Annotated in this window: 15 protein-coding genes; all 15 read left to right on the top strand. The window is 43.2% G+C overall.

Going from position 1 to position 12128, the window contains the following annotated elements:
• Positions 1-13 precede the first annotated feature (13 nt).
• The 15 genes from G631_RS0109160 to yaaA all read left to right on the top strand — a co-directional run bounded on the left by G631_RS0109160 (position 14) and on the right by yaaA (position 12077).
• Entirely contained in the window at positions 14-235 is a 222-nt protein-coding gene (locus G631_RS0109160; RefSeq protein WP_022770711.1) for a Maff2 family mobile element protein, read from the top strand.
• 54 nt (positions 236-289) lie between these two features.
• On the top strand, positions 290-1156 hold the full coding sequence (locus G631_RS0109155; RefSeq protein WP_026489188.1) for a VirB6/TrbL-like conjugal transfer protein, CD1112 family: 867 nt from the start codon (positions 290-292) through the stop codon (positions 1154-1156).
• Positions 1157-1179: 23 nt separating this feature from the next.
• Positions 1180-1680 carry a PrgI family protein gene (locus tag G631_RS0109150; protein ID WP_026489187.1) on the top strand — a complete coding sequence of 167 codons (501 nt, stop codon included), beginning with the start codon at positions 1180-1182 and terminating at the stop codon, positions 1678-1680.
• A gap of 9 nt (positions 1681-1689) precedes the next feature.
• The gene (locus G631_RS0109145) at positions 1690-4161 is read left to right on the top strand and encodes a VirB4-like conjugal transfer ATPase, CD1110 family (protein ID WP_051197090.1); all 2472 of its coding nucleotides are present in this window, start codon (positions 1690-1692) and stop codon (positions 4159-4161) included.
• On the top strand, positions 4154-5839 hold the full coding sequence (locus tag G631_RS18720; protein WP_035789575.1) for a C40 family peptidase: 1686 nt from the start codon (positions 4154-4156) through the stop codon (positions 5837-5839). The genes G631_RS0109145 and G631_RS18720 overlap by 8 nt, the downstream gene beginning before the upstream one ends.
• Before the next feature lie 12 nt (positions 5840-5851).
• Positions 5852-6130: a DUF4315 family protein gene (locus G631_RS18715; protein ID WP_022770706.1), complete on the top strand. Its 279-nt coding sequence runs from the start codon at positions 5852-5854 to the stop codon at positions 6128-6130.
• Positions 6127-6762, top strand: coding sequence for a CD1107 family mobile element protein (locus G631_RS0109130; protein ID WP_022770705.1), 636 nt, complete (start codon positions 6127-6129; stop codon positions 6760-6762). The genes G631_RS18715 and G631_RS0109130 overlap by 4 nt, the downstream gene beginning before the upstream one ends.
• 12 nt (positions 6763-6774) lie before the next feature.
• Positions 6775-7164, top strand: coding sequence for a single-stranded DNA-binding protein (locus tag G631_RS0109125; protein ID WP_026489185.1), 390 nt, complete (start codon positions 6775-6777; stop codon positions 7162-7164).
• A 46-nt stretch (positions 7165-7210) separates the two neighbouring features.
• Entirely contained in the window at positions 7211-7564 is a 354-nt protein-coding gene (locus G631_RS0109120; protein ID WP_022770703.1) for a hypothetical protein, read from the top strand.
• Positions 7557-8132, top strand: coding sequence for a hypothetical protein (locus tag G631_RS0109115; RefSeq protein ID WP_026489184.1), 576 nt, complete (start codon positions 7557-7559; stop codon positions 8130-8132). Before G631_RS0109120 ends, G631_RS0109115 begins: the two co-directional genes overlap by 8 nt.
• Before the next feature lie 3 nt (positions 8133-8135).
• Positions 8136-8486 (top strand): plasmid mobilization protein, encoded by a 351-nt coding sequence (locus G631_RS0109110; RefSeq protein ID WP_022770701.1) that lies wholly within the window; start codon positions 8136-8138, stop codon positions 8484-8486.
• A gap of 39 nt (positions 8487-8525) precedes the next feature.
• On the top strand, positions 8526-9998 hold the full coding sequence (locus tag G631_RS0109105) for a relaxase/mobilization nuclease domain-containing protein (RefSeq protein ID WP_026489183.1): 1473 nt from the start codon (positions 8526-8528) through the stop codon (positions 9996-9998).
• Positions 9999-10272: 274 nt separating this feature from the next.
• Positions 10273-10608: a hypothetical protein gene (locus G631_RS0109100; RefSeq protein WP_026489182.1), complete on the top strand. Its 336-nt coding sequence runs from the start codon at positions 10273-10275 to the stop codon at positions 10606-10608.
• A gap of 24 nt (positions 10609-10632) precedes the next feature.
• A complete protein-coding gene (locus tag G631_RS18710; RefSeq protein WP_035789573.1) occupies positions 10633-11337 on the top strand; it encodes a DUF434 domain-containing protein in 705 nt (234 codons plus the stop codon).
• On the top strand, positions 11334-12077 hold the full coding sequence (gene yaaA, locus G631_RS0109090) for a peroxide stress protein YaaA (RefSeq protein WP_026489181.1): 744 nt from the start codon (positions 11334-11336) through the stop codon (positions 12075-12077). The genes G631_RS18710 and yaaA overlap by 4 nt, the downstream gene beginning before the upstream one ends.
• Positions 12078-12128: the final 51 nt, after the last annotated feature.

Below are 12128 nucleotides of genomic sequence, written 5' to 3'. Positions count from 1 at the left end.
AAGGAGGAGAATCATGGAGTTCTTTACAACAGGAGTAGGTTTGCTCCAGACAATCGTGACACTTTTGGGGGCAGCAACAATTATTGGAGGCCTGATCGAAGTAGGTAAGTCCCAGGCTGATAATAACCCGGCTGTAAGAGCAACTGGTATTGCCATGTTCATCGGTGGTGCAATCATCATCGCTGTAGGACAGGTCCTTGTACCAAAGCTTTCTGGAATGATCACATTAACTTAATAACATGCAAGGAAAGGGCTGAAATAAGCCCTTTTCTTAAAGGGAAAAAACAAAATGGAATGGCTAAGTAACTATTTTCAAGCGATGTTTTTAGAAATGCTTAAGGGGGCGGCCAATGACTTTTTTGAGGCGTTATCAGGACTGACAGGAGACGTCAGAGGTCTAATTGATGTCAATCCCGGGACATATGATGCTACGCTTTTCACAATGATACGAAGAATATCTGACACAGCTATAGTGCCAGTTGCGTGCCTCATTCTCTGTTATCTGATGACCATCAACTTTATCAAGATAATCGAGGATAAGAATACATATAAGGACATGACTTTCATACCTGTGTTCAAATGGATCCTGTACACGACGATTGGAATCGTGCTTGTTACAAAGACCTATGACATTGTCCTTGCGATATTCGATGTTGTCGGCTGGATACTGGCAAAAGCAGGTGCGATCATAACTCTGACAGAATCAGATATCAATCTTCAGGACAAACTAAATGAACTGATTGATCTGGTAGATCCTACAGACATAGGAAAAGTTCTGGGTATGACTATACAGCTTATGATGTGCAAGGTTCTTGTCAGCATTGTTGCTGTGCTGTGTAAAGTGGCTATGTATTTCAGGATAATCAGCATTCTTGTGTATTCCTCTGCTGCAGCGATACCTATGGCAACACTTATGGATCAGGGACAGAACCAGACTGGTCAGAACTATTTAAAAAATCTGGCATCACTGGGACTTCAAGGCTTCTTTACACTGATCATTATTGCGATATTTGAAGTGCTGATCTCAGAGCTGGCTACAAGGACTGATCTGACCATAAGCACCATGGCGTGGAGCACTCTTATGTATACATTGGCGCTCTGTATGGGACTCTTTTCAACAAAGAAGGTCGCAGACGTCACTCTTGGAGCCCATTAAGCGATTTAGGAGGAAAAAGATAGATGGCATATACAGAGAATCATTGTGACCTGAACAAGATCAAGGATAAGCCAATTTCCGGTTTTACTGTCAGGCAGGTTGTATGCTTCGCAATTGTCATTCTGATTGATGCACCAGTATACGTTTTATGCCTGAAAAGCGGAATGGACAATACGTTTGCATGCCTTATCATCTGCCTGATAAGTATTCCGATCTTTTTCGGCGGAACCTATGAGGATGTGCATGGGAGATACGTGGAGAAGCTTATCCGCGACAAGGTGCGTCTGGTGTTCCTAACACAGACAAACAGGCCTTTTTCAACGGATAACAGATATACGGCGATAAAGAAGCAGATTCTGCTTGAGGAAAAGTATAAGGGCTTTGTCAGAAAGGCAGCCGTGAAAAAAGCATTTAAAGCCAAAAAGAGAGAAGAAAAGACCTTAAGGCATAAAACTAAGGCTAATAACAAAATAAGGCTGTTTAGGGCAAATAAAGAGCAAAAAGACAATAGTATAACAGCCTGAGGTGGATTCATGGGAAAACAGAAAGAAAATAAAAAACTGATCATAAAGGGTACAGATGGAAAAATCTCCAAAGAAGATGCCAAAAAGCTGGAGAGAGCCATAAGGAAAGCTCAGAAAGAAGGAAAGTTTCCTCTGACTGCGCAGGGCACCATTCCCTATAAGGCGATGTACCGCAATGGGATGTGCCAGCATGATGGATACAGCTTTTCCAAGACCATTGCTTTTGAAGATATCAATTATGAGCTCAAAGACAATGAAGACAAAAAGACTGTATTTTCCAAGCTTTCTGACCTTTATAACTATTTTACCGAGGATACCCATGTTGAAATGACCTACATGAATACGAGGATAACCCCGGAAGAAATAAGAAAAGCACTATATATCCTTGGACAGGATGACGGCTACGATGAGCTCAGGGATGAGCTTTCTGAGATCCTTCTGGACAAGGAGAAAAAAGGCAACAAGGGAATAAAAAAGAACAGGTACCTGACTTACGTTATTGAAGAGAAGGACCCTGAGCTGGCTGCCAAGAAGATGAAGGATGTAGACAGCGCAGTACAGGAGAATTTCAAAAAGGCAGGACTTAAAGCCAGAAGTCATGTTCTTAATGGGACTGAGCGATTAAAAGTCCTGCACTCAGCTATGCATCCGGAAGGAGATGATAAGTTCCGCTTTAACTGGAACCTTCTGTCAAAGGATGGTCTTAATACCAAGGATTTCATAGCACCTATATCCTTCAGATTCCCTGTAAATGGCAGGTATTTCAGGATGGGAGATGTTTTTGGAAACGTGTCCCTGCTTTCGCTGGATTGCCCCTTGGTGGATGATAGGATGATCACAGATATCCTGAACATTGAAACACCAATAATTGTCAGTATTCACCTGGATCCTATCGACAGGGTAAAGGCAAAGAAATACATCGAAAAGAGGAATATGCAGCTGAACTCTTCCAAGATCAAGGAGCAGAAGCATGCCTCTAACGAAGGTTATGACATCGATATCCTTCCACCGGAGCTTACTGCAAACGGCGAGGACACTGCCAAAATGCTCAAAGAGATTAACTCAAGCAATGAGAATCTCTTTAACATGACAATACTCATAACATGCTTTGCCCAGTCGCCAAAAGAGCTGACGGCAGTATGGAAGAGTGTTGAGAAGATAGCAAATAAGCAGTCTTGTCAGCTGATTCTTCTGAGGGACCAGCAGGAACAGGGCTTTGTATCTACGCTACCCCTGGGAATCAACAAGATTGAGATTCAGAGAACCATTATGACAAGCCAGCTTGCCATGCTGAATCCGTTTACAGCAGTAAAGATATTTATGCCAAATTCGCCGTATTATGGCATAAACCCGCTGACAAAAGAGCTGATCCTGGCAGACAGGACAGCACTTAAGAATCCCAATGGCCTGTATCTGGGTGTCCCGGGAGGTGGTAAGTCTTTTGCCGGAAAGCGTGAAAAGCTGATGTATTTCCTTAACTATGATTCCTGCGACATTATGGTCATCGACCCGGAAGATGAGTATCAGGGCATGGTTGAGCTGATTGGCGGGCAGGTGGTGGATTTCTCAGCATCTTCAATGCAGCACATAAATCCAATGGATATCAACTTTGATGTCGGATATAAGGATGAGGACCCAATAGCAATGAAGAGCCAGTTCCTACTCTCAATCGCAGAGCAGGTGGCAAGTCAGAAGATAAACGGAATAAGAGCTGGCCTGGAAGGTGATGAGGTCAGTATCGTAGATGAGATTGCCAAGAATATGTACGAGGAGCTTCAGGAGAAGTATTGGTATGGCATGAAAAGAAATCCCACAGCGGAGGAAATGCCTACGCTAAGCGACTTCTACGAGGCGCTCAGGAAGCATCCAAACCCCAAAGCGCAGAGAATTGCTGATTGTTTCCAGATATACATTACAGGTACGCTGAATGTTTTCAATCATCATACGGACATAGACCTTAACAACAGAGTGGTCTGCTTTAACATAAAGCGTCTTACTGCAAATCTGAGGGAGGTAGCCCTTGTCATACTGATAAATTTCATATGGACCAGAGTCTCTTTTAACAGAGATCAGAAGAAAAAGACTCTACTGGACATAGACGAATTTCACTTGATGCTGCGCGACCCCCAGACAGCCATATACTTTGTGGAATTTTGGAAGCGATTCAGAAAGTGGGGAGGTGTTCCGACCGGCCTGACACAAAACGTTACTGACCTGTTGAAGTCGTCACAGATCGAGCAGATCTTTTCAAATTCCGAATTCATATACATGTTGCCTCAATCAAAGCGAGATAAGGATATTCTGGCGGAAGCCCTGTCTATCTCGGATGAAGAGCTGGACTATGTTACCCAGACTGATTCAGGAGAAGGTCTCATGAGGTTTGGAACGATGATAATCCCGTTTAAGGATGAGTTCCCCAAGGGCAAGATCTATGACGTGCTTACGACCAGACCTGATGAAATGAAGGTGGTAAATGGCTGAGTTCAAAAGTGGCAGCGCACCCACGAATTCCGGGGCAAAATTCCGTGCTGCAAAAATGGGAAACGCAAAAGAGTTTGTGGCAGAAAAGACTTTAGAAGCAGGGAAGATTGCTGCTAAAGGAGGAGTAAAAGCTACCATCAAGCTTAAAAGGGCGAAGCTTGCCACTGTTAAGTTCGCTGCAAAGGAGAGTGCCAGAGACTCTTATGGAGATAGCAATGGTTCGTTTATTGTGGATTCCGAAACGTCCATGCAAAAAGCTATATCCAGGCAGCTGCACAAACAAAAAGCAAAGGCTGTACGGGCGCAGAGATACACCGCCAAAGAATTTGAAAAGGAATACAAGAAAGCACTTGAGACCGGAGATACTAAATCTTTGGAAAAGTGGTTCCAAAAGGGAGACAAGCACTTTAAGGTGTCTGATGTAATAAGTAAAGATAAGCCCCTTGATTCCCATAAGGCATACAAAGAGTTCCGTAAAAAAGCCAATCAGAGGAAGTTTTCCAGAAAGATATTCGAGCAGAGGCATAAAACGCTTAATAAAGCCGGGCAGGCGGCAAAAAAGCAGGGTAAAAACCTTGCTTCAAAGGCTGGGAATATGCTTAAGAGCCTAGCTAAAGAAATTGCAAAACGACCGCATCTTCTCTTGATTGGCGGGGCGGTCTTTATAGTCGTTCTTGTTACGAACATGATTCTGAATCTATTTTCCATGGTGTTTACATCCGGTGAGACGTCGGGTCTCGCAACAACGTACTTGGCGGAGGATTCGGATATATATGCCGCAGAGGATTACTACAAGGGAAGAGAGGATGAGCTGCGGGATTGGGTTGCAAACATTGAAACCAACTATCCGGGATACGATGAGTATGACTACTCCGATGTGGCATCAATAGAGCACAATCCCTATGCGATAGCAACGTATTTAAATGCGCTCCTTCATGAGCCGTTTACTGCAGGCGCTGTAACAGGTTATGAAGATACATTCTTTGAAACCCAGTATCACTGGTACACAACTGATGAATGGGTTGAGAGAGAAGAGCCAAAATACGATGAACACGGCGTTTATATAGGCACTGAGACTGTAAATGTGCATATTCTGCATGTCCATGTGAAGAACCAGGGAGAAGTAAAGACGGCGTATGCGCTTCTTGATAGCCAGGGTGATGAAAGGTTTTCAGTACAGCTTGGAGTAAAGGGTCATAAGGCGTATCTGTGGGATGGGTATAATGCCGACGATTCAGAAGGCATGAGCAGAGGCTCCAGGAATACTTACAAGGTTCCTGCGAATATCCTTAGTGATGATCCGGCTTTCGCTTCTTTGTACTCCCTTGCAGACAGTCTCATAGATACCCCGTATGTCTGGGGAGGAACCACGCCTGATGGATTTGATTGCTCAGGCTTTGTCTACTACGTGTATAACACTTCCGGATACGCATCAATGCCGAGACTAACGGCACAGGAATTGTATAACCACTGCGATCCGATATCGGCAGATGAGGTAAAACCTGGGGATCTTGTGTTTTTATCAGGAACATATGCATCTGGTAATCCTGTCACTCACGTGTGCATATACGTTGGAAATTACATGGTAATAAACTGTGGTAGCCCTGTAAAATACTGCAACATCACTACGGGATGGTGGAGACGACATTTTTATAGCTACGGCAGATATAGAGCTTAAGGAGGAGAGTAGATGGATAAGGTAATGGAGAAGATTGCTGTTGATATCGAGAAAGAGCTTGAGAAAAAGAAAGCACTGGAAGAAAAGCTTAAAGCCTGTAACGACAGGATAAGGAGCCTAGAGAACAAGAGGCTGGAAGCTGAAAATGCCCAGATGGTTTCAAGTATAAGGGCTTTGAATATTTCCCCGGAAGAGCTGGGAGCTCTTTTGGCCAGTATAAAGTCAGGGAAGCCTGTCTCAGAGCCTGTAAAGGCACCTCAGAAAGAAGAGTTGGAGGAAAAAGCAGTATGAAGAAAGTAGTTAAGACATTAGCCCTGATGGGGCTTCTGATAAACATGTTTACTGTGCCTGTACTGGCACAGGGAGATCCGGTTGAAACGGAAGGCGAACAGACACTTCCGGAGAACCCTGAAATAGAACCGGCGCAAGAGGATGATCACACTCCACTATCATATGACGGAACTGGCACTGTGATAGATAATGTCCTGAACGGCTCAAAACAGTTCTACACAATCGCAACTGATGCCGGAAACGTGTTCTACCTCATTGTTGATCTGGATAAGGAAAACAATAACGTATATTTCCTTGATACAACCAAGGAGAGAGATCTCTTAGCTCTTGCAGAAAAGGCAGAGGAAGAAGACGGGACAGTCCAGATAAAGGAAGAAGAGACTCCTCTTGTAGAAGAGCCAAAAGAGCCGGAAGCTACTCCGGAACCGGAGCCTGAACAGCCCAAGAAGTCAGGTAATGCATCTCTTATTGTTATCTTTATTCTCATAGGACTGGCTGGAGTTGGAGTAATCTTCTATTACTGGGTTTATAAGCCAAAGAAGGACCAGGAAGAAGCAGAGGAATTTGAGGAAGCATATCAGTTTGAGGATGAGCAGGAAACATCCTATGACGATACAAATGCATTCGACTAAGGAGGAGAAGCCATGAACAAAGTTGAACTAATGGGAAGGCTCACAAAGGATCCTGATGTTAAGCCTGCCCAGGACAATTCGACATCCGTAACCAGGTATACACTTGCGGTTGACAGGAGAAGATCCAAGAAGACAGAAGAGGAACAGACAGCTGATTTTATAGGCATTGTTGCTTTCGGGTCTTCCGCAGATTTTGCCGGAAAGTATTTCAAAAAGGGAATGAAAGTGGCTGTTGTAGGTCGCATACAGACTGGCAGCTATACCAACAAGGATGGTGTGCGGGTGTACACGACAGATGTTGTTGCAGAAGATCAGGAATTTGCAGATAGCAAGGGCTCAGGATCATCAGAAGCAGAGGAAACATTCTCTATGCCGGACGATGAAAATCTGCCATTCAAGTAAAGATAAGGCCAGGGCATTGCCCTGGCTTTCATAAAAAGAGGACAGCATGATCAGCACAATACATACAAACGAAAAGTTCAAACAGGAGCTGTGTTTTGATGAGTTCAATCTGATAGTGACAGCAATAAAGCTCGACAAAAACAGTCGCTATAAAAGAATAATCCGTTTCTCGCATGTGGTCCGAGATAAAGAGACTAAAAAGATGACGGATACCATCAGGACATGTCTGTTTTTTGATGATTACATGGCTATCAGAGACATGTATATAAGGCTTCTGTATGATGAGCCTTGGCTAAATTATTGCCTGGATAAAATGGAGTCTTTTACAGACCAGATGCTGGAGCGGGATACAAAGTTTTATGAGGAGCTGGATTTGAAGAAAGGGCAAAAGAATGAATGAGAAAAACGAAAATATGGCCCCGGATTCAAAGAAAAACTCATCCCCGGGTGAATTTATGAACATAGCAAAATACGCTTCAAAAAAGGGCGTAGATGTTCATATCATAAACGGATACATAAGTGCCCATAGAGATGAATTTAAGGGGCATATAGCAAAGGATAAGAACGCTGCAGCGCTAGATTCCTATGCCAGAGAAAAGATGGATGCTTACCTTCAAAACAGACCCGATAAAGGTCCCAGATTTCACAGATTCGACAGAAAGGAAGAGGAGATGACGATGAAGCCAGATGTAAAAGAAGAGACGATTTACTCGGACACGGAACAGGGCGTAGATGTTCCTGATACCCATGATGGTTATGACGACAGAGACAGTATTTCGAGCTCTAAGCCAAGCAGAAATATTCATAAAGGTGTTGTAGGTAAAGCTAAGCATTACAAGGTGGCAAAACAGAAAAACAGTATTGAAAAAGAGCTCGAGAGAATAGAGAAGAGACTTGATGATTTGAAGGAGTCAATAAGGCTTGATATAAAGGCTCTTGAAATGGATTCGCCTGACAGGGAGAAGTGATGAATGGAGAACTATACCAGACAGCGTCCACATCAAATTAAACTATGGGTTTCGGACGAAGAGCTTCGACTGATCCGCGAGAAAAAACAGCTGGCGAACATCAGGAATACAGGTGCATATCTGAGGAAAATGGCTATTGATGGTTACGTGATAAACGTAGATATTACAGGGATAAGTGAGACTATAAGGCTCCTTAGATATTCCTCAAACAACCTAAATCAGATTGCCAGACATGCCAATGAAACCGGCGGCGTTTATAAGAACGATCTGGAAGAAATACAGAAGAATTACAAGGAGCTGTGGGGCTCTTTAAAAGAAATCCTGAGACAGGTAAACATGATAACAAAATCGTGATGGCGGGCTACAAATGCCTGCCATTTTTTGGAGAAAAACATGGCAACAACAAGACTAATTCCCATGCATGCGCATAGCGGAACATCATTAACAACATCACTTGGTCTGAGGACTGATTATGCAAAAAATCCTGATAAGACGGAAGAGGGGAAATACATAAGTTCCTACCGCTGTGATCAGGAAACTGTTACCGAAGAATTTACTTTTGTCAGGCAGATTTACGACAGAGATCATGGCAAAATTGGAGCTAAATCTGATGTGATTGCATATCAGATTCGTCAGGCTTTTGCCCCGGGAGAGATATCTCCGGAACAGGCTAATAAGCTTGGATATGACCTGGCCATGAGGTTCACCAAGGGCAATTATCAGTTCATTGTGGCAACGCATACAGACAAAAAACATATCCATAATCACATTATTTTCAACTCGGTTTCTATGGATTCCAGGAAGAAATTTCGAAACTTCTGGGGCTCGAGTTTTGCTCTCAGGAAGGTCAATGACATCATCTGTCTGGAGAATAATCTGTCAGTCATAAAGAATCCAAAGCATGGCAATAACACCTATGGCAAGTGGCTTGGTGATCATAAGAAACCTTCACATCGCGACTATATCAGGACCGCTATCGACGATGCGTTAAAAGAAAAACCGGCGTCATTTAAGGCACTGGTTGAACTGCTAAAAACAAAATACAACATCGATGTTGATGAGTCCGGAAAGCATACAAAACTAAAGTGCGAGGGACAGAAAACTTTTGCCAGAATAGGTTCTTTGGGCGCAGGTTACACTCGTGAAGATATAGAAAAAAGGATCCGTGGCGAAGCTGTTCCTGTGATAAAAGGAAAAGATAATCAGTACGAAGAACTGGCTGGAAGACGCATCAAAACCATTAATCCTGACATGTTGTCCAGGGATGAAAAGCTTAGCCTTTTGATCGATGTTCAGAAGAAGATCCAGGAAGGAAAAGGCTCCGGATATGAACGCTGGGCAAAGCAATTCAACCTGAAACAGACCGCCAAGACCTTAAGTTTTCTGTCAGATATGGGCGTGAATTCTTATGATGATCTGAAGAGTGTTCACAAAAAACTCTTTGATACTTACGAGTCATTGAGGCTGAAAATAAAAGGCATGGACGAACGAATGGAAAAGATAAAAGAGCTCCAGGGCGCCATCATAACTTACATACAGACTAATAATTCCTATCAGAAATATAAGAAGTCAGGATATAGTAAAAAGGTTAAAGAAGAGCTCCTGAAAGACATCACGGACCACGAAGAAGCGCGAAAACATTTCAAGGAATATGAGGGTGGCAAGCTTCCAACAATCAAGGAACTGAAGGCAGAATATGCTGAGCTGAAGGCTAAAAAATCTGAGCTCTACAAGGATTATCAGAAAGCCAGAAGAGATTATACAGAAATTGCCGTAGCGAGAAAAAATATTGATATAATCTTAGATAGAGACCATGACGGAGTTCATGATTTCCTTGAAAAAGATGAGCGGGAGCGCAGTAAATAATCCTGCTTGGTGAACAGAAATCAGTACTTAGCCCGGAAGGGCGTTGCTTCAAATTTGGAAAATTTGAATGGGGTATTAGGGGCCTCCCCTAACAAGCATTTTTGCAAAATTCCGACCGATCGGAAATTTGGAAAAAGTGTAACCGGGTACCCGGTTGCATTGCTTGCCAAAAACGTGAACCAGGGTGCTTAGGCACCCTGTCCGGTTCACTCTTTGCCATATCTGGCAGACCCACAACGTAGTTGCAGCCTTGAATTCAGGCGGAAAGAAGATTATGAAATATTTTGTGACAGATGATCAGCGAGAAAGTACGGCATACCACGAGTTTTATAAAGGCCGATGGGATGAAAAATCTTTTTGGCGTAAGGAGTCCATATATCTTTTTGATGACGAGCTTGTAAATCACAAAGGCTTTTACCATGCCTTGTGTCAAGCCGTGCCCGGCTATGATCCATATGAAATGGTGGAGGTTTCGGCTGAAAACTGGAAGGCTGTAAGAGAATGCATTCCAGAGGACGACACTAAAAGTATTGAGCTCTATGAAGAAGCAGATGCCTGGGCAAAAGATGTCCTGCAAGAACATGGCTGCTTCACAATCTTGGGGCTTTGAGATGGGAAAACGGAGGGCGACTCAGTGAACGCTAAAAGAGGTTATGTTCCGGAAGATGATAAGAACTTTGCGCCGGAAGCCATTGAGAAAATGAGACATGCCTCGCGGCATGTCTGTTATCTGATCAACGAAGGGTATGATCTTAAACAGGCATCAACTTTTGTTGGAAACCATTATGTTTTATCTGACCGTCAGCGAATGGCTATAGTACGTAGCGTTGCCACAGAAGAACAGCTTGCCACTAGAAAAGATAAAGAAGTTCATTCACTGGCAGGAGCTGAAAATTGGGTCGATGGTTTCAATTCCATAATCACTTTGGAAGTCATGCTCAGTGATTCGATATTATTTGACTGCATGGATGGAACTATTCGTGACCTGGCAGCGCTTCGCGGTACATACAGAATCATTCCGGAGACGGAAGAAGCGGTAAAGATTATGCTTGATGTTTTGGAGCAGATGAATGTGGCATCGGTTCACATTCTTCTTGATAAGCCTGTTTCTAATTCCGGGAGGCTGAAAGCTCTCATAGCAGAAGTTGGAGAGAACAAATCTTTTGATCTGGACATCCAGGTGCTGGATGAAGTGGATAAGAACCTGTGGGATAAAGACAATGTTATAACTTCAGATTCCATAATACTTGATCATTGCCATAGCTGGGTGAATCTGATGAGAAGATGCGTAGAAACACATAATGCAAAGACTCTTTGTGTATGGGAGAAAAGAAATTGAAGATCATTCTGTCACCTGCCAAGAAAATGAATACAGACACTGATACGCTTGCCCTCGATGGTCTTCCTGTCTTTCTGAAACAGACAGAAGAAATCCTCAAATGGCTCAGAGAGAGGTCCCAAGAAGAATTACAAAATCTTTGGGGCTGTAACGACAAAATTGCTGAGCAGAATTTCAAGCGTCTGAAGGAAATGGATCTCAAAAAGAATCTGACTCCGGCGATTCTTTCCTATGAAGGAATTGCTTATCAGTATATGGCGCCGGCAGTATTCGAGAACAGCTCTTTCGATTATGTTCAGGAACATCTTCGCATACTCTCAGGCTTCTATGGAGTGCTCAAACCGATGGACGGTGTCACTCCGTACAGATTGGAGATGCAGGCAAAGGCGAGCATCCAAGGGGAAAGAGATCTGTATGACTTGTGGGGCTCAAGACTCTATGATGAAGTGATTGATGAGTCCAAGGTAATTATCAATCTGGCCTCGAAGGAATACTCCAAATGTATCGAGAAATATCTGAAGAAAGACGACACCTACATAACGATTACATTCGGTGAGATGGTAAAAGGAAAACTTGTTACCAAGGGTACATATGCAAAGATGGCAAGAGGGGAAATGGTTCGCTTCATGGCCGAAAATCAGATTGAGGATCCCGAGGAGATAAAGAGATTTGACCGACTCGGCTATGTTTTCAGAAATGATCTGTCAGGAAACACTGAGATAGTATTTGAGAAAAGGTAAACGTAAACTTTAAGGGAAATTTTAGGAAGAGCCTCTATGATTATCGTAACG

Origin of the sequence: Butyrivibrio sp. XBB1001 (genome assembly GCF_000424505.1) — a bacterium.
GTDB lineage: Bacteria > Bacillota > Clostridia > Lachnospirales > Lachnospiraceae > Butyrivibrio.
The sequence above is the reverse complement of the archived record's forward strand: the minus strand, read 5'-3'. Positions and strand labels throughout refer to the sequence as shown.

Bases quoted from the DNA above. Each gene is read 5' to 3' on its own strand.
- G631_RS0109120 (WP_022770703.1), top strand. From the start codon at position 7,211: ATGATCAGCACAATACATACAAACGAAAAGTTCAAACAGGAGCTGTGT.
- G631_RS0109100 (WP_026489182.1), top strand. From the start codon at position 10,273: ATGAAATATTTTGTGACAGATGATCAGCGAGAAAGTACGGCATACCAC.
- G631_RS0109110 (WP_022770701.1), top strand. From the start codon at position 8,136: ATGGAGAACTATACCAGACAGCGTCCACATCAAATTAAACTATGGGTT.
- G631_RS18715 (WP_022770706.1), top strand. From the start codon at position 5,852: ATGGATAAGGTAATGGAGAAGATTGCTGTTGATATCGAGAAAGAGCTT.
- G631_RS18720 (WP_035789575.1), top strand. From the start codon at position 4,154: ATGGCTGAGTTCAAAAGTGGCAGCGCACCCACGAATTCCGGGGCAAAA.
- G631_RS0109105 (WP_026489183.1), top strand. From the start codon at position 8,526: ATGGCAACAACAAGACTAATTCCCATGCATGCGCATAGCGGAACATCA.
- G631_RS0109115 (WP_026489184.1), top strand. From the start codon at position 7,557: ATGAATGAGAAAAACGAAAATATGGCCCCGGATTCAAAGAAAAACTCA.
- G631_RS0109130 (WP_022770705.1), top strand. From the start codon at position 6,127: ATGAAGAAAGTAGTTAAGACATTAGCCCTGATGGGGCTTCTGATAAAC.
- G631_RS0109145 (WP_051197090.1), top strand. From the start codon at position 1,690: ATGGGAAAACAGAAAGAAAATAAAAAACTGATCATAAAGGGTACAGAT.
- G631_RS0109155 (WP_026489188.1), top strand. From the start codon at position 290: ATGGAATGGCTAAGTAACTATTTTCAAGCGATGTTTTTAGAAATGCTT.
- G631_RS0109125 (WP_026489185.1), top strand. From the start codon at position 6,775: ATGAACAAAGTTGAACTAATGGGAAGGCTCACAAAGGATCCTGATGTT.
- G631_RS0109160 (WP_022770711.1), top strand. From the start codon at position 14: ATGGAGTTCTTTACAACAGGAGTAGGTTTGCTCCAGACAATCGTGACA.
- G631_RS0109150 (WP_026489187.1), top strand. From the start codon at position 1,180: ATGGCATATACAGAGAATCATTGTGACCTGAACAAGATCAAGGATAAG.